The sequence below is a fragment of the uncultured Phascolarctobacterium sp. genome (assembly GCF_934190775.1).
Lineage (GTDB): Bacteria > Bacillota > Negativicutes > Acidaminococcales > Acidaminococcaceae > Phascolarctobacterium_A.
Genome location: NZ_CAKPTG010000004.1, coordinates 110,809 through 127,513, shown reverse-complemented (window position 1 = coordinate 127,513; position 16,705 = coordinate 110,809). Strand labels below are relative to the sequence as shown.

17 protein-coding genes are annotated in these 16,705 nt (G+C 51.1%); 3 read left to right on the top strand and 14 right to left on the bottom strand.

All coding sequences use genetic code 11. From position 1 onward, the window contains the following. Positions 1–52 precede the first annotated feature (52 nt). The 10 genes from queA to rmuC all read right to left on the bottom strand — a co-directional run bounded on the left by queA (position 53) and on the right by rmuC (position 8,056). Positions 53–1,081, bottom strand: coding sequence for a tRNA preQ1(34) S-adenosylmethionine ribosyltransferase-isomerase QueA (gene queA, locus Q0G26_RS03565; protein WP_021721032.1), 1,029 nt, complete (start codon positions 1,079–1,081; stop codon positions 53–55). 45 nt (positions 1,082–1,126) lie between these two features. Further along, positions 1,127–2,416 (bottom strand): SpoIID/LytB domain-containing protein, encoded by a 1,290-nt coding sequence (locus tag Q0G26_RS03560; protein WP_293828646.1) that lies wholly within the window; start codon positions 2,414–2,416, stop codon positions 1,127–1,129. Between the two features lie 27 nt (positions 2,417–2,443). Further along, positions 2,444–3,046 carry an epoxyqueuosine reductase QueH gene (locus tag Q0G26_RS03555; protein WP_293828643.1) on the bottom strand — a complete coding sequence of 201 codons (603 nt, stop codon included), beginning with the start codon at positions 3,044–3,046 and terminating at the stop codon, positions 2,444–2,446. A 26-nt stretch (positions 3,047–3,072) separates the two neighbouring features. After that, on the bottom strand, positions 3,073–4,080 hold the full coding sequence (gene ruvB, locus Q0G26_RS03550) for a Holliday junction branch migration DNA helicase RuvB (protein ID WP_293828641.1): 1,008 nt from the start codon (positions 4,078–4,080) through the stop codon (positions 3,073–3,075). Positions 4,081–4,155: 75 nt separating this feature from the next. Further along, positions 4,156–4,758 (bottom strand): Holliday junction branch migration protein RuvA, encoded by a 603-nt coding sequence (gene ruvA / locus Q0G26_RS03545; protein ID WP_293828639.1) that lies wholly within the window; start codon positions 4,756–4,758, stop codon positions 4,156–4,158. After that, entirely contained in the window at positions 4,759–5,253 is a 495-nt protein-coding gene (gene ruvC, locus Q0G26_RS03540) for a crossover junction endodeoxyribonuclease RuvC (protein WP_021720245.1), read from the bottom strand. A 98-nt stretch (positions 5,254–5,351) separates the two neighbouring features. Then, the gene (locus tag Q0G26_RS03535; RefSeq protein WP_293721643.1) at positions 5,352–6,092 is read right to left on the bottom strand and encodes a YebC/PmpR family DNA-binding transcriptional regulator; all 741 of its coding nucleotides are present in this window, start codon (positions 6,090–6,092) and stop codon (positions 5,352–5,354) included. A 106-nt stretch (positions 6,093–6,198) separates the two neighbouring features. Continuing rightward, complete coding sequence (locus tag Q0G26_RS03530) at positions 6,199–6,702, bottom strand: NUDIX hydrolase (protein WP_293828637.1); 504 nt, start codon at positions 6,700–6,702, stop codon at positions 6,199–6,201. A gap of 15 nt (positions 6,703–6,717) precedes the next feature. Next, on the bottom strand, positions 6,718–6,933 hold the full coding sequence (locus tag Q0G26_RS03525; RefSeq protein ID WP_021720248.1) for a hypothetical protein: 216 nt from the start codon (positions 6,931–6,933) through the stop codon (positions 6,718–6,720). Continuing rightward, complete coding sequence (gene rmuC, locus Q0G26_RS03520; protein WP_293828635.1) at positions 6,920–8,056, bottom strand: DNA recombination protein RmuC; 1,137 nt, start codon at positions 8,054–8,056, stop codon at positions 6,920–6,922. The genes Q0G26_RS03525 and rmuC overlap by 14 nt, the downstream gene beginning before the upstream one ends. Before the next feature lie 197 nt (positions 8,057–8,253). Between rmuC and Q0G26_RS03515 the strand changes: the two genes are divergently transcribed. The 3 genes from Q0G26_RS03515 (at position 8,254) to Q0G26_RS03505 (ending at position 13,184) form a co-directional block, all read left to right on the top strand. Beyond that, positions 8,254–8,862 carry a CerR family C-terminal domain-containing protein gene (locus Q0G26_RS03515; protein ID WP_249747157.1) on the top strand — a complete coding sequence of 203 codons (609 nt, stop codon included), beginning with the start codon at positions 8,254–8,256 and terminating at the stop codon, positions 8,860–8,862. A 150-nt stretch (positions 8,863–9,012) separates the two neighbouring features. Further along, positions 9,013–10,137: an efflux RND transporter periplasmic adaptor subunit gene (locus Q0G26_RS03510; RefSeq protein WP_293828633.1), complete on the top strand. Its 1,125-nt coding sequence runs from the start codon at positions 9,013–9,015 to the stop codon at positions 10,135–10,137. Beyond that, positions 10,137–13,184: an efflux RND transporter permease subunit gene (locus Q0G26_RS03505; protein WP_293828631.1), complete on the top strand. Its 3,048-nt coding sequence runs from the start codon at positions 10,137–10,139 to the stop codon at positions 13,182–13,184. Before Q0G26_RS03510 ends, Q0G26_RS03505 begins: the two co-directional genes overlap by 1 nt. Before the next feature lie 114 nt (positions 13,185–13,298). On the opposite strand, the gene Q0G26_RS03500 is transcribed toward Q0G26_RS03505, so the two are convergent. The 4 genes from Q0G26_RS03500 to Q0G26_RS03485 form a co-directional block, all read right to left on the bottom strand. Beyond that, a complete protein-coding gene (locus Q0G26_RS03500; protein ID WP_293828629.1) occupies positions 13,299–13,622 on the bottom strand; it encodes a hypothetical protein in 324 nt (107 codons plus the stop codon). Beyond that, complete coding sequence (locus Q0G26_RS03495; protein ID WP_293828627.1) at positions 13,600–15,306, bottom strand: ABC transporter ATP-binding protein; 1,707 nt, start codon at positions 15,304–15,306, stop codon at positions 13,600–13,602. Before Q0G26_RS03495 ends, Q0G26_RS03500 begins: the two co-directional genes overlap by 23 nt. A 267-nt stretch (positions 15,307–15,573) precedes the next feature. After that, complete coding sequence (locus Q0G26_RS03490) at positions 15,574–15,996, bottom strand: flavodoxin (RefSeq protein ID WP_293828625.1); 423 nt, start codon at positions 15,994–15,996, stop codon at positions 15,574–15,576. A 15-nt stretch (positions 15,997–16,011) separates the two neighbouring features. Beyond that, positions 16,012–16,587 carry a DUF3793 family protein gene (locus Q0G26_RS03485; RefSeq protein WP_293828623.1) on the bottom strand — a complete coding sequence of 192 codons (576 nt, stop codon included), beginning with the start codon at positions 16,585–16,587 and terminating at the stop codon, positions 16,012–16,014. Positions 16,588–16,705: the final 118 nt, after the last annotated feature.

Genomic DNA, 16,705 nt, shown 5'->3' with positions numbered 1-16,705 from the left:
CTCCTAAAAATATTTATCAGCGCCTTCGGCTTTGCGGCGAAGGCAAAAAATCTTATTTATTGAGGTCTGTAATAAACATGGCATCGCCAAAGGAGAAGAAGCGATATTTTTCTTCAACCGCTTTCTTATAAGTCTGCAGCATAATCTCACGGGTAGACAGCGTGCTTACCAACATCAGCAGCGTGCTCTGCGGCAGATGGAAGTTAGTTACGAGGTCATCTACCAGGCGGAATTTATAGCCGGGATAGATGAAGATATTCGTCCAGCTGCTGCCGGCGTGCAGCTGACCGTCAGCACCTGCAGCCTCCAGGGTGCGTACTGCCGTAGTACCAACCGCAATGATACGGCGGCCTTCAGCCTTCGCCTTATTTACTGCATCCGCAGCCTCCTGCGATACGGTGTAGAACTCCTTATGCATCTTGTGGTCTTCAATCTTCGCCTCGCTTACGGGGCGGAAGGTACCAAGGCCTACATGCAATGTTACAAAAACCTCTTCGCAGCCGATTTCCTTGATTTTCTGCAGCAGCTCTTTGGTAAAGTGCAGGCCTGCAGTCGGAGCGGCAGCACTGCCGCGCTCACGGTTATAAACAGTCTGATAGCGTTCCTTATCCTCCAGCGGTGCCGTAATATACGGCGGCAGAGGAGTTTCACCCAGACGGTCAAGAATTTCTTCGAAGATACCGTCATACTTAAAGCGTACAACGCGTCCGCCAAAATCAGTGTGCTCAATAACCTCGCAGCTCAATTCATCGCTGAAGTTAATCTTGGCACCCACCTGCAGCTTTTTGCCGGGGCGTACCAAAACCTCCCAGTCGGTTGCATCTCTGCGAGTCAGCAGAAACACCTCAACATGAGCGCCGGTATCCTTCGTACCATGCAAACGTGCAGGAATAACGCGGGTATCATTAAACACCAGCACGTCACCGGGCTTAAGATAATTTACCAGGTCATAAAAATGCTTGTGCTCAATTTCACCAGTTTTTTTGTCAACCACCAGCAGACGCGAATGGTCACGTGGCTCCATAGGATGCTGAGCAATCAGCTCCTGTGGCAGCTCATAATCAAAATCAGTTACTAACATGTAAATATCTCTCTTTTCTTATATATTGCAGGACATAACTTCCTGCTAACGGACAAGCTTAGCTCCAGGATAATAGTGTGCCAGAATCGTTTTATAGGTTGCTTTGGCATCAGCATTCGCCAGGCCGCGTGCGCCCCAGGCACTTAAGCCAAGGCCGGAGCCCTTGCCCTTGCCATGGAAAATTATTTTTTCCTCCTTGCCGCCTCCCAAAAGATGGTAGCTACGGACTAAATTTTTCCAGACAGGCTTTTTCGACTCATTAACCTTGATGTCTATATCCTTGCTGCCAATTTCCATACCATAATAATCTTCAATAGGCACCTTGAGCGTTTCCGGCACCGGTGTGCCGGTTTCCAGCTCAAACAGAGCGCTGTTCAATCCCAACAGCTCAACCAGCTCATCGCCGCTGATTTTTACAGTGGCAGCTTCACCGGAGAGGATAATATATTTTACCCGTCCCGTAGGCGTTCTGTCAACACCTGCATCATCGAGCGGGGAAAGGCGAATGCTTGTCAGCTTGCCGGCAGCATAGCCACGCTGCGCCAGCAAGCCTTCCAAAAACGCCGGTGACACGCGACGTTCCCAGGTATATTCAGGACTATCGCTGTCGTAATCCTCTACCGACTGCAGATAGCTGACGGGAGTTCCCCAAAGATTTAAAGCGCTTTCGGTTCTGCCACCAGTGCTCGAGGTGGTTACTGCTTCGATGGCACGTCCGTAAGCATCAGCAAGATACTGCCCCTTCGTCGCCTGAATCAGCTTCGTCACAGCAGACTTTTCGATGCGCTTGCCTGTGCCTTCGTAAGGCAGCTCCTTATCTGTTGCCAGCAAAGCATAAGCATTTTTGCTCTGCTCCATTTTATGCATAGCATAGCTGCGGGCAGCAACTGCCTGGGCCTTGATGACCTCATCAGGCCATACGACCATCGTTTTGGCAGGCAGCACACTCGCCAGATAATTCTCCAAAGGCAGTCTGTTGACTACCAAAAGCTTATCCCCCTGCTCAGCACGAAGCTGAAAATCTCCCTTATAGCTGCGTTTATTGATTTGCGGTGACCGCTTGCCTGCCGCCGCAGCAACAAACGCTTCATTACCAAATTCATTGTTATCATCAAAGAAAAGCTTTCCCTGCTGCACATGGATGAAATATTTTCCCTTGGGCATCGTAGTCGTTTTGCCCGCCGAATCACGCACTGTGAATTCATCCTCACAGCTCAGCTCTGCCGTTGCCTGCCCCACCACAATTCCTATGCGGATTTGCTCGGCGGCTGCCGCAGCAGAGGCAAATATAAAAGTAAATAACAGTACAGACAGTATCAGTAATTTTCTAAGCATATACTTTTCCTCGATAGCTTGCAGCCTTTATCTGTTCACCATTTTGATATTTTTGCTAACAACCACAAACTTATCCTGCGTTGCCTCCGCCTTGGGCTTTTTGCGTATTTCGTAGCGGTCACGCTCGCTGAAGACACAGCCGCAGTACTGCTGGCGATACAGCCCCAGCTCCAGGCTGATATCCACGCCGCGCTGGTAGCCGACGCGGAAATCCTCGTAATAGAACGGAATACCGAACTCCGCTGCTGCTACTTCGGCCTCCTTTTTTATCAGCTCATGGCGCTGATAGGGACTGACGAGCAGCGTGGTAGAAAAGGCATCGTAGCCGTTTTCCTTGGCAAACTGCGCTGCGTAGCGCAGGCGCATACGGTAGCAGAAGGCACAGCGCACGGTAGGCTCTGCCAGCATACCGCGGATGCATTCCTCTATCGGATAGCTTTTGTCGATAATAAGATTGTAGCGCTTTTTCTCACAAAACTCCCGCAGGGTGCTCAGCCTGTGCTTGAACTCCTTGTACGGATGAATGTTAGGATTAAAAAACAAAATATCAAAATCTGTTCCCGCCGTCGTCAGCTGCTCCGTAGGGTAGCAGGCACAGGGACCGCAGCAGGCGTGCAATAATAATTTCATTTTCCCTCCTGAGCAGCTAAGCTGCTTTACTGATTTTCGGGAAACGGCATTCCCAGATATCTATAGGTTTCACGTGTTGCCATACGTCCGCGTGAGGTGCGATTCAGCATTCCCTGCTGCATCAGATAAGGCTCGATTACATCTTCAATGGTTGAAGCTTCCTCGCTTACGGCTGCAGCAATCGTTTCGATGCCGACAGGACCGCCACCGAAGGTTTTGACGATGGTCGTCAGGATTTTGCGATCGTTGCGGTCGAAGCCATAGCGGTCAACCTCCAGCTTGGCCAGCGCCTCATCTGCCAGCTGACGGTCGATAACCTCCACACCCAGCACTTGGGCAAAATCGCGCACACGCTTCAGCAGACGGTTTGCAATACGCGGCGTGCCTCTGCTGCGGCGGGCAATTTCCATAGCGCCTTCCTTGTCGATTTTTACATTAAGGATTTCCGCTGCACGCGTAATAATAAACTGCAGCTCCTCCGGCTTGTAAAATTCCAGGCAGCACTGTACGCCGAAGCGGTCACGCAAAGGCGCTGCTATCGCACCCAAGCGCGTGGTAGCACCGATAAGCGTAAAATGCGGCAGGTCCAGACGCACACTGCGCGCCGCAGGACCTTTGCCGATAATAATATCTAACGCAAAATCCTCCATAGCGGAATACAGGATTTCCTCTACGGTCTTGGACAAGCGGTGGATTTCGTCAATAAAAAGTACATCATTATCGCCAAGGTTAGTCAATATTGCTGCCAAATCTCCCTGACGTTCAATCGCCGGTCCGCTGGTAACGCGGATGTTGACATTAAGCTCATTGGCAATAATGTTGGCCAGCGTAGTTTTGCCAAGGCCCGGAGGCCCGAACAGCAGCACATGGTCCAGCGCTTCGTGGCGGGCAGCGGCAGCCTTAATGAAAATCGACAGATTATCCTTGACCTGCGTCTGACCTATATATTCATTTAACAGACGCGGACGCAGGCTGTACTGCCAGCCATCTGCTTCCTGTTCCGCCCCGGCAATAATTCTATCATCAAATTCCATAAGTTCCTCCTAGTAAGCCTTGTGCAGCCTACTGCTGCAGGCTCAAATACCGCCAGACGATTTATCTGCGAAAAATTACTTCATCATCAGCCTTAAGGCCTGCTTCAGAATTTCCTCGCTCGTCTTGGTTTCTGCGCCTTCGATTTTCTTGATTACGGGCATAATCTCGCTGTTGCTGTAGCCCAGGGAAGCAAGTGCTTCGATTGCCTCCGCTACGGCGCCGCTGCCACCGGCAGCTACTGCTTCGCCGAAGCTGTCAGCGCTTTCGGCAGCCACGGGGCCTACCTTGTCCTTCAATTCAAGCAGCAAACGCTCCGCCGTCTTTTTGCCGATACCGGGCAGCTTGGTCAGCACCTTAATATCACGGCTCTGCACCGCCAGATAAAAGGCATCAGGCTTGACTGCGGATAAAATGCCCAAGGCCATCTTGGGACCTACGCCGCTGATAGTCAACAGCAGCTCAAACAGATCATAATATTTCTGGCTCAAAAAGCCATAAAGAACAATGGCGTCCTCACGCACTGCAGTGTGAATATGCAGGCGCACAGCAGCGCCCTGCGTCAGTTGGGCCAGCTGTGCTGCCGGCATGAAAACACGGTAGCCTACGCCGCCTGCCGTTTCGATTATGCAGTTATCGATGCCCAGGCTGTCAACAGTGCCCTTCAATGAACCAATCATTTATCTGCCCTCCTGCCATCTGCGCGTAGACGCAGTGTTAATACCGCAGATGGCCGCTGCCAACGCATCGGCCGTATCGTCCGGTTTAATTTTTTCGCGGATATTGAGCAGATGCATCACCATGTAGATAACCTGCTCCTTCGTCGCACTGCCTGTGCCTACTACCGACAGCTTAATCTGCATCGGCGTAAACTCCATCACCGGCAGTCCCTTGTTGGCAGCAGCCAAAAGCACAACGCCGCGTGCCTGTCCTACAGGAATCGCAGTAGTCACGTTGCGGTTAAAAAACAGCTTTTCAATACTCAGCAAATCCGGCTTGAAGTGGTCGATAATATCCGAAATATCATCATAAATCTTCTTCAGCCTCAGCTCAGGCAGCATGTCCTTATCCGTCAGCACCGAGCCGTAAAAAACCGGGCGCAGACGGTTGCCTGTCATATCTACCAAACCATAACCGCAGATGGCGGTACCGGGGTCAATTCCTAAAACCAGCATAAAAAACCTCTCAAAAAACAGAAAGCAGACATCAACTGCCTGCTTTCCTTTCTGCAACTATGCTTCGCGCATATTGCAGTTACTTCGTAATAATAATATTATTCCTCGTCGTCTTCCGGCAAGTCAGCGTTGGTGTAAACGTCTTGTACATCATCGCAATCATCCAATGCGTCCAGCATCTTCTGAACCTTTTCAGCATCCTCGTCGGACAGCTCAGCCATAGTATCAGGTACCATGGTGATTTCGGACATTGCAACTTCAATATTGTTATCAGCCAAAGCCTTTTCTACATCGTCATAAGCAGCCGGATCGGTGATGATTTCAAAGCCGTCTTCGCTGCTCTTGATATCCTCAGCGCCGGCATCCAGAGCGATCATCATCAGATCGTCTTCGCTAACACCGGTTTCGGCGCTAACTGCGAAGATACCTTTTTGTTTGAACATGTAGCTTACACAGCCGCTGGCACCCAGGTTGCCGCCATGCTTGGAAAATACGTGACGTACATCAGCAGCAGTACGGTTACGGTTATCGGTCAGGCAGCTAACCATCATAGCAACGCCTGCAGGACCGTAGCCTTCATAGGTAATCTCTTCGAAGCTTTGGCCTTCCAGAGCACCTGCACCCTTTTGGATTGCACGTTGAATGTTGTCTTTCGGGATATTGTTAGCCTTAGCTTTGGACAGAGCCAGCTTCAGCTTCATGTTACCGGTAGGATCAGCACCACCCATACGAACAGCAATGGTGATTTCGCGACTGATTTTAGTAGTGATTTTGCCGCGCAGAGCGTCAGCCTTGCCTTTTTTATGTTTAATGTTCGCCCATTTAGAATGTCCTGACATTGTAAATTCCTCCAAACTTTCTCTTTGCCATATTTATTTAAGCATTTACCATAATATTTTACCACGCCGGCTGTGTTTTTTCAACAGCAAACGCCAGCAGATAGCTTTATTTTGCAAAAACATCCTTAATGCTGTCATAATGCAAAAAGATTCCCTGACGCGCCAGCTCCTGAATTTCCTCTAACGTCGCCAGCTTATATTCCAGCGCCTCATTATGGCGAATTTTTACCTGCTCCGGTGCAAAAGGCAACGTAAAGAGATAGCAGTCGACGAAATAATTGTCGCCCTCGCCCGGATTTTCGCGGTGATAGGTAAGCGCCGGTCCGCCAGCGCAGGCAGAAACATCAAGACCTGTTTCCTCCCACACCTCGCGGTTTACAGCCTCGCGTGAGCTTTCGCCCGCCTGCACCGCACCGCCGGGAACCTCCCACCAGCCGGCAGCCCAGGCCTTCGTCAGCACACGTCTGGTAATCAGAAAGCGTCCGTCGGTGTTACGCACAACACCAAGCACTGTCAGATGGTATTCACCGTCCTGCAGTATCCAGTCATTCTTTTTCATTGTCCGTCCGGTAAGACGGCGTTCACTGTCATAAATATCCCATTGCTCCATGATAAATTCCCCCTCTTAAAGCAAGCGCGGCAAATATTTGAAAATCAGCCAAAAGCCACAGGTCATGGCGAAGGCAATGCTGCCGCTGTCATAATCTATATAACCGAGATACAGGCTGTTTAAGCCCGTAACAAAAATCATATTCAGCCACATAAAGCCGTAGGCCCATAATAATATCTGCACCCACAGCGGCGGCTTTTTATAGGGATGAGGCTCATTATTCTTTGTCATGATGCTTTTCCTCATCTAGCAGCTGCACAGCATCCAGTTGCTTCTGCAAGCGTGCTGTATACCGCTTGGTGGTATGCAGAGCGTTCTGCCCCTCCTCCAGCTTTTTGGCTGTTTTATCAAGGGCTGTTTCCAAGCCGGCAAGCTCCTGCTTCACCTTGTTCAGCAGCTGCCAGACCTCGGTAGTACGCTGCTGCACCGCCAACGTGCGGAAACCCAGCTGCAGGCTGTTCACCAGCGCTGCCAGCGTCGTCGGCCCCGCCACACACACTCTGAACTTCAGCTGCAGCTCCTCGGCCAGTCCCGGCAAAGCCAATGCCTCCGCAAACAGGCCCTCGCTCGGCAGATACATTACGGCAAAATCCGTTGAATACGGCGGACAGATATATTTTTCGCAGATATCCTTCGCTTCGCTCTTCAAGCGTCGCTCCAGCTGCTTCGCCGCCGCATCCGCCGCCTGCGTATCACCGGCCTCACGTGCCTGCTGCAGGCGCTGGTAATCCTCCAGCGGAAACTTGGCGTCAATCGGCAGCAGTACCTCCTGATCCCGCTGCCCCGGCAAACGCAGGGCATATTCCACGCGCAGGCCGCTGTGCGGACGCACCTCCGCATTTTCTACATATCTTGCACGGTCAAGAATATCCTTGAGGATATTGCCAAGCTGCATTTCGCCCCAGGTGCCACGCACCTTGACGTTCGAAAGAACGCGCCGCAGCTCATCCACGCCGCAGGAAAGGCTCTGCATCTGTCCCAATGACTGGTGCACCTCGCCCAGGCACTTGTTGACCTGTGCAAACTTCTGCTCCAGCGATTGATTAAGGCGCTCGTCCACAGTCATGCGGATGCGCTCCAGGTTCTGGTCCGTCATATCCGCCAGGCGTGCCACGCGCTTGTCAATCTGCTCACTCAGCCTGTCGCTCGCCGCCTGGTTTTCCAGGCGTGCCGCCCGCGCCAGCGTGCTCTGCTCACCGCGCAGGTCATACATGCTTTCCGACAGCCTGCGCTCCAAAAGCTCCAGCCGCTGCGCTGTCATGTCCGCCTTTGGGCGTCCCTGTATCAATAATATTATCACACCTGCCAAAAGCAAGGCTATGACAATCATCAAAGCTATAGCTAATGTACTCATTTCTTTTATAGTGACCTCCGTTATTTTTTTATTATAGCAGAAATCAACCACATAGCCAACAGATTAACGAACAAAATTTTTATGTTCGTTATAACATTTTCGCAATTCAACTTTTTTAACAAAATCAGCTTACATCTGCGCTCAAATCGTGTATAATATATTCATACATTATTTATTCCAAAGAGGTATTACATTATATGATAGATGAAAGTCCTAATCTCAACTCTGCTGATAAAATTCTTGAGGCCGCAACCAAGCTGTTTGCCATGGACAGCTTTGCTGCCGTGTCCATCAAGCAGATTTCTGTTGCCAGCGGCGTCAACAGCGCATTGATTTCCTATTATTTCGGTGGCAAGAAGAATTTATATCAGGAGGTTTTATATACCGAGGCCGAAAAATTTCTGAAGCTGCAGGACAAAATCCGTCAGCAGCCAGGTTCACCGCTTACCAAGCTACGAACCTATGTAGACGGCATTGCCGAAATGCAGCAGCAGAACCCCTATAACATTCACCTGATTTACCGCGAGCTGCTGACACCACAGCCCATGTTTGAAAACTATGTGCGCAGCAAGCTGTACCGCATCCATCAGTTTATGACGGAGCTGGTTGAAGAGGCTATTGCCTGCGGCGAAATCGTTGCAGATATCAAAGCAACCCACGTTGCCTTCACGCTGGAAGGTATTATCATGTTCTTCTTTCTGATGCACAGCCACATCTGCGAGCTGGGCAATTTTAAAAACGGCGCAGAGCTTGATTACCTGCTGCAGGCGCTCAACACCTACCTTGCATCGCTTAGCAAAAAATAAATATATTTCTCGAATAAAGCTGCTTTCCGGCAGCTTTATTTTTGTTTACAACTTTGTTGCTTGACGCTATCTTCTTTACAACCTATAATTTAATTGAACGATTAAAAATTTTACAACGATAAAACTTTTCTGCAAGGGAGCTGTTGAATTATGCAGTCTATTATGGAAAAACTTCCCAAACTTCCTGATAAGAAGAAGCTTGTTGCTGGAGCTGCCGTTGTCGTACTTGCAGCCGCAGGCTGGCAGCTTTACAGCAGTATTACGCATAAGCCGCAGGAGGCAAATTACATCCCCATCGTCCGGACTATGACGATTGGCGAAAGCATCATCGATTCCTCCACCGTCTATCCCGGCGAGGTACGCGGGCGCTACGAAAGCCAGCTGGCCTTCCAGACTGCCGGCAGAATCGCTTCCCGTCTTGTCAACGTAGGCGACCGGGTACATGCCGGCCAGATTCTGATGACCATTGACCCGAAGGATGTAAACCAGAGCGTAGAAGCAGCCAATGCGCAGCTGGCATCCGCAGTTGCCAACCAAAAGCTGGCAGCCGACAATGCGGCACGCTTTAACAAGCTGTATGCCGGCGGTGCTGTAAGCGAAGCAACGCGCGACCAATACAACACCCAGCTAGAGGCAGCCAATGCTGCGCTGCGTCAGGCACAGGCCAACGCCAACGCCAGCGGCAACCAGCTGAGCTACACGCAGCTGACGAGTGATGCCGACGGCGTTGTAGCTGCCATCACCGGCGAGGCAGGTCAGGTAACGGCAGCAGGTACGCCGATGGTCACCATCGTGCGCAGCGGTGAGCGTGAAATCCAGATTAATGTGCCGGAAAACGTCAAGCTGAGCATCGGCCAGCAGGCAGAAATCAGCTTCTGGGCGCTTCCCGATGTTACTGCTAAAGGCACTGTCCGCGAAAATTCGCCTATTGCCGACAGTATTACACGTACCTATAAGGTGCGCGTTGCGGTGCCGCAGCTGCCTGCAGCAGCGAAGCTCGGCATGACTGCCAAGGTAAGCTTTAAGGACGCTGCGGCAGCAGCGGACGAGCTGGTTATCCCGGCTACCGCACTGTATCAGGTAAACGGCAAGACACAGGTCTGGCTAGTACGCAATAACCGCGCTGTGCTGCAGGACGTTAAGGTTGCCGGCTACGTAGGCAACAACGTGCGTCTGGCAGGCGGCTTAAACAAGGGTGATATTCTGATAACCGCCGGCCTCAGCAAGCTTGTCGATAACCAACAGGTGCGTCTGACCAAAGGCGGTGATATCTGATGTCAAACAATGAAAAACATCATGCCAACTGGGCAGAATGGGCTATTAACCATCGCCAGTTAGTTTACTTCTTCGCTGTGCTTGTGCTGATTATGGGTATGTTTTCCTTTAAATCGCTCGGCCGCAGCGAGGACCCCAGCTTTGCTGTCAAGCAGATGGTAATATCCGCAGCCTGGCCCGGTGCCAGCGCCAAGGATGTAGAGATGCATCTGACCAATACGTTGGAAAAGCAGATTCAAAGCTTGCCGCAGGTTAAGAAAATCACCAGCTATTCGCGCCCCGGTGTCTGCGTTATTACGGTAGCGCTTAAGGATGAGGTTTCAGGTAACACTGTCCGCCAGCGCTGGCTGGAGCTGCGTAACATCGTCAATGACGGCAAGAAGGATTTGCCTTCGGGTACCGTAGGTCCGTTTTATAACGACCGCTTTGATGACGTTTACGGCAATATCTACGCAATTACCGGTGAAGGCTATACCTATGAGGATATGCGTAAATACGCCGAAAAAATTAAGCTTGACTTCTTCAGCGTGCCTGATGTCAAAAAGGTTGAGCTGGTAGGCGTGCAGCCGGAGAAAATCTTCGTGCAGATGCAAACTGCCAAGCTGGCACAGCTGGGACTGGATATCAACAGCATCGCCAGCACCATCAAGGCACAGACCTCAATCAATGCCAGCGGTATGATTGAGGCCGACACAGCCAACTCCTACCTGCGCATTACCGGCAGCCCCGACAGCGTGGAAAATATTGCTGCCATTCCCATCAATGCCAACGGCCGTGTCTTCCGCCTGGGCGATATCGCAACCATCACCCGCGGTTATGCAGACCCGCCGGAAACAATGATGTACTATAACGGCAAGCCGGCAGTCGGCATTGCTCTTTCTATGGAGGACGGCGGCGATAACATTAAGCTTGGCGAAAATCTGGGCAAGGAAATCGCCCGCATCCAAAAGGAGCTGCCGCTGGGACTGGAGCTTAATCAGGTTGCCAACCAGCCTGAGGTTGTAAAAAAATCCATCAGTGAATTCTCAGAAAGCCTTTATGAGGCGATTATCATCGTGCTGGTAGTCAGCCTGATGACACTCGGACGCCGCAGCGGTTACGTAATTTCCTGCTGCATCCCGCTGATTTTGCTAGGCTCCTTCTGCGCCATGTTTGCCTTGGGCATCGATTTGCATAAGGTATCCTTGGGCGCACTGGTTGTTTCCCTTGGTATGCTCGTCGATGACGCCATCGTCGTTGTTGAGCTGATGGAAGTAAAAATGTCCGAAGGCATGCCACGTAAGGAAGCAGCATCCTATGCCTTCAAAACCTGCGCCTGGCCGCTGCTGACAGGCACCACCATTACCTGCCTCGGCTTCATGCCGATTGCCTTTTCCAAGGCCAGTGCTTCGGAATTTGCCTACAGCCTTTTCCCGGTTATGACCGTAACACTGATGCTGTCCTGGCTTGTTTCCGCAACCTTGGCACCGGTATTGGGCTATGAATGGATCCGCCCTACTGTTATCAAGCAGGAATCTTATGACAACAGCTTCTACCGCGCTTTCCGCAAGCTGCTGCACTGGGCGTTGGGACACCGCATTACTGTTATCGGCATTACGCTGGCGATGCTGGGACTTTCCATGTTCATGCTGCGCTTCGTCAGCCAGGAATTTTTCCCCGCCTCCGTACGTCCGGAGCTTTTGGTAGAGCTTAATATGCCTGAGGGCAGTTCGATTAAAACTACAGATGCCGCAGCACGCAAGCTGACGAATCTGATTAAGGACGATAAAGAATTAGACCATGTTTCCACCTACGTAGGCGAAAGCGCACCGCGCTTTGTGCTGGTAATCGATCCGGTACAGCCGCGTGATAACTATGCACAGCTTGTAGTTGTGGCCAAAAGCGTTGAGGACCGCAAAAAGCTGGAGAAGCGCATCAGCGAGCTGGCTGCCGAGCATTTGCCGGAGGCTATCGTCTACTCCCGCTCGATTCCGCTCGGTCCGCCTGCCCCCTATCCTGTTATGATCCGCGTCAGCGGCAACAGCGACGCGCAGGTTAAGGAATATGCGCAGAAGGTGCGCAAGGTGATGGCTACTAATCCCTACATCAACATGACACGTCTTGACTGGCTGGAGCAGACCAACGCCGTTAAGCTGAAGGTCGACAATGACAAGCTGCTGCAAATGGGGCTCACACGCCAGACTGTGGCCAACGCTCTGCAGGCGCAGGTATCCGGTTATACCGTGGCAACCTATCTGGAGGGTGACCAGCAGATTGGTATCGTTTTCCGCCTGCAGCCTGACCAGCGCGCAGATATTTCGCAGCTGGAAACTATTTCCATTCCTACGAGCCAGGGCGCTGTGCCGCTGTCACAAATTGCGCATCTGGATTACACCAGCGAGGATAATATCATCTGGCGCCGCAACCTGCGTCCTACGATTACCGTCAACGGCGGTATTGTTGACGGCGTTACCGGCAACGATGTTACCAAGCAGGTGTATAAGGAGCTGGAGCCTTTGCGCAAGGAGCTGCCTGCCGGCATGAGCATCGAGGTCGGCGGTTCGCTGGAGGATAGCAACGATACCTTGAATTATTTGATGAAGCCTATACCGCTTATGCTGCTGCTGATTGTCGTTCTGATTATGATGCAGATGCAGGATATCCGTAAGCTGCTGGTTATTATGCTGACGGCGCCGATGGGAATAATCGGCGTTATCTTCGGCCTGCTGCTGTTCAATTCCGCTTTGGGCTTCATGGCGGAGCTGGGTATTTTGGCGCTCACCGGTACTATTATCCGTAACAGTATGGTGCTGGTTGACCAGATTCAGCAGCATCTTGATGCCGGGATGGAGCCTGCCAAGGCGATTACGGAATCGGCGATTGTGCGTTTCCGTCCGATTATGCTGGCGGCCTTCACTACGGTACTGGGATTGATTCCTATGTTCGCCAGCCAGTTCTGGAATGCGATGGCTGTGGCTATTGCCTGCGGTCTGACCGGTGCAACGCTGCTGACGCTGGTAGTACTGCCGGTGCTGTATGCGATTGTGTTTAAGGTTAAAGCAGAATAGAGTTACATTTATAGGATTTACTAAAAACTGCCTTGCTGAAAATTTCAGCAGGCAGTTTTTTGGTGTGTAAAACATGAGCATCGCAATTATATATCGCGTTGCAACGAAAAATTTTTATGTTTTCACTGCGATATATAGTCGCTTGCGGAAGTACGCAGAACTAAGCTTATTATTAAAAGCATTTTTTGCTAAGCTTTTTTGTGCGAGCAAAAAAGCGACTGTTTCCCGCGCTTTCGCAAAGCGCGCCCCTTTCTTGTTACTTCTTTCGGGGACGAAAGAAGTAAGCACACCTAAGAAAACCCATGTCCCGCCGAAATCGGCAAGACATGGGTTTTCTGCATTCTCAGTGTATCCTTTAAAAGTGTGCACTATTCTATTATCTTCTGCAGTACGCCTGCAGCTGCAAGCTTCTTCCTTACTCCTTCTGATACAAATCATAATAACGCCCCTTGCGCGCCAGCAGCTCCTCATGGCTGCCGCACTCCGCAACAGCGCCCTCGTCAAGCACCACTATCTTGTCCGCATGACGGATAGTGGAAAGACGGTGCGCAATAATCAGCGTGGTGCGTCCTACCGCCAGCTCGTCGAGCTCCTTTTGTATCTGCTGCTCAGTAATATTGTCGAGCGCGCTTGTAGCCTCATCCAGCACTACTACCGGAGGATTTTTGAGGAATACGCGTGCAATCGCCAGACGCTGCTTCTGGCCGCCGCTCAGCTTCACGCCGCGCTCACCCACCTCGGTGTCATAGCCCGCAGGCAGCTTTTGAATGAACTCATCGGCCGCCGCTGCCTTCGCTGCCGCCTGCACCTCGTCCGCTGTCGCATCCGGTTTAGCGTAGGCTATGTTATAGCGCACGCTGTCGCCGAAGAGAAAGACATCCTGCTGCACCAGATCGATTTGCCTGCGCAGCGATTCCTGCGTAAATTCACGGATATCGCAGCCGTCCAGCAAAATTCTGCCGCTCTGCGGCTCGTAAAAACGCAGCAAAAGGCTGGCAATAGTTGTTTTGCCTGCTCCCGTAGCGCCCACAAAGGCCACGGTTTCACCTGCTGCCACGCTCAGCGAAAGGTTGCGGATGACAGGTCTGCCGTCAGCATAGGCAAAGCTGACGTTATCAAAGGTGATGTTCCCCTTGCAGAGCGGGCAAATTTTAGCATCCGGTGCATCGGTAATCTCGGGCTTTTCCTGCAGCAGCTCATAAAAACGCTTGAAGCCTGCCATGCCGCGCTGATATACCTGAATGAAGCCTAAAAGCTGCATCAGCGGCTTCATAAACAGGCCCACGTAGAGGAAGAAGGCCACCAGCTCACCAAAGCTCATCAGTCCCTGATTTATCAGCAGACCGCCCACGACTAATATCGCCACATTGATAAAGTTGCTGAAGAAAATCATACTGCCGACGAAATAGGAGGTTATTTTAAAGGATTTTTTACATACCGTCAGATAAGCATCCGCCTTTTCCATAAACTGCGCCATATCGCTGCGCTCGCCCGCGAAGGCTTTAATCAGACGCACGCCGTTAATGCTTTCCGCAGCCTTGCCCGTTACCTCGCCCATTGCCACACGATTGGCAAAGAAGGCCTTTTTCATGCGCATGTTGACGAAAACGGTATGCACTGCCTTCAGCAAAAGCAGGAAGGCGATCAGACTGCCCAGCATAGGATTCATATAGATTAAAATAACCATTGTGCCGGCCATCGTCAGCCCGCAGACGATAATATCATTGGGTGCATTGCCTGCGAGTCCGGCAGTTTCGCCCAGGTCGCTGGTAAGGCGTGCAAGCAGCTGGCCACTTTTGTTTTTATCGTAAAAGCCGAAGGACAGCTTCTGCAGATGGCGGAACAAGTCGCGCCGCATATCGCGTTCCATAGCGGAGCTCATGACCTGCGCCCAATAGATGATGCCGAAATGCATGCCGAAGTTTACCAGATACATGGCCAGCAGTGCCGCCGACCATTCAAGGAGCAGCGGCAGATTCTTAAGCGGCAGCTGCTGTTCCAGCATCAGCTTCACTACATAGGGAAAGAACAGCTCGAGCAGTGCGCGCAGCAGCGAGCCTATCACGAGAAAGAGCAGGATGCCCTTATACGGTTTATAATAGCTGATAAATGTTTTGAACATAAAGCTTTCCTATCCTCTATTCATATATATTTTAAAGCGCGGGCAGCAGCTTTTGCCGATGTGCCTGGCGTAAAACGCTGCCGCGACGTTATATACTTTCTTTTATGATGATACAGTCTACACCATATAGCAGGTATAAGGTCAATAGGATGTGTTCTTAAATAATATCGCCAAGCAAGTTATTTGCCAATTGCTATAACGCAAGCGCTTCACTAAAAAACTGCCTTTCCGAAAATTGAAAGGCAGTTTTTTTGTGTTGCTTAAGCCTTATTCGGCAAGCAGCTTGCCTGCTTCCGCCAGCTTAGCCATTGCTTCGTCATCGGGAGCACCCAGCGCCAGTACGCCGTCAGCCACAAGCTCTGCACCCGCGTCCTTAACGCGTGCTTCCCAGTCCTGCATATAGCTTCCGCCCCAGCCATAGGAGCCGAAGAGCGCTACCTTTTTGCCTGCCAGCTTGCCTTCAAGCTCGGTGAAGAAGGGCTCGAATTCGCATTCCTCCAGCACCTCTGCGCCCATCGCCGGACAGCCAAGCGCCAAAGCAGCATAGCCTGCTGCCTCGTCAGCAGTGATTTCGCTGACATTTTTCACTACCGCCTCTGCACCGGCAGCGTTAATAGCTGCTGCAATAACGTCTGCCATCATTTGTGTATTACCGGTACCAGTCCAAAAAATTACAGGTATTTGTTTCATAATCAAGTTGCCTCCTTATAATGTAGCCACAGCTACCTTGAGCGACATGCCTGTCGCCAGCTTTTGCAATATAATATCACGAAAATGCTCATAGGCAGCAAAGATGCTGCGTGCCTTAGGCACATCGCCATAAACCTTCCAATAGCCGCTGTACTTGCAGTCCGTTCCCTTGTTGAGCACAAAGCCCAGAATATCCTCGAGCGGATAGCCGAGGAAGACACCGATTTCATGCGGAAAGGTCTTCTGCGTATTCAGCCGCTGCTCAAGCCTATGCAGGTAAGCTTCTGCAGAAGCTCCGGCTTCATAGCCTGCGGCAATAAGATACGCCTGATAGCCGGGATTACGCAGTGCCTGCGTCAGCTGCTCCTCATTATAGACCAAAACGAGCACACGCTTAGTACATGCGCACAGACGACGGAAGACTATTCCTCGCTCTGCGAACTGAGCATTGTACTGCACAAGCAGAGCGTCTATTTCTTCACCATCATCAGGCATCAGTGAAAGTAGATTCGCTGGTTTTATGCCTGCCAATACAGGTGCGCAGTTATACGCCAAGAGCTCGTCGAACGACGTAAATCCAAACAGCTTCATAGCCCTTCTCCTTTCGGTTAGATGTCGCTAACTCCATGCTTATTGTAGCACGTTTTCCAATGGTTAGCAATAGGTAACACGAGAAGTTTTTATGAAAAGGCGTTGAAAATTTTTTGCC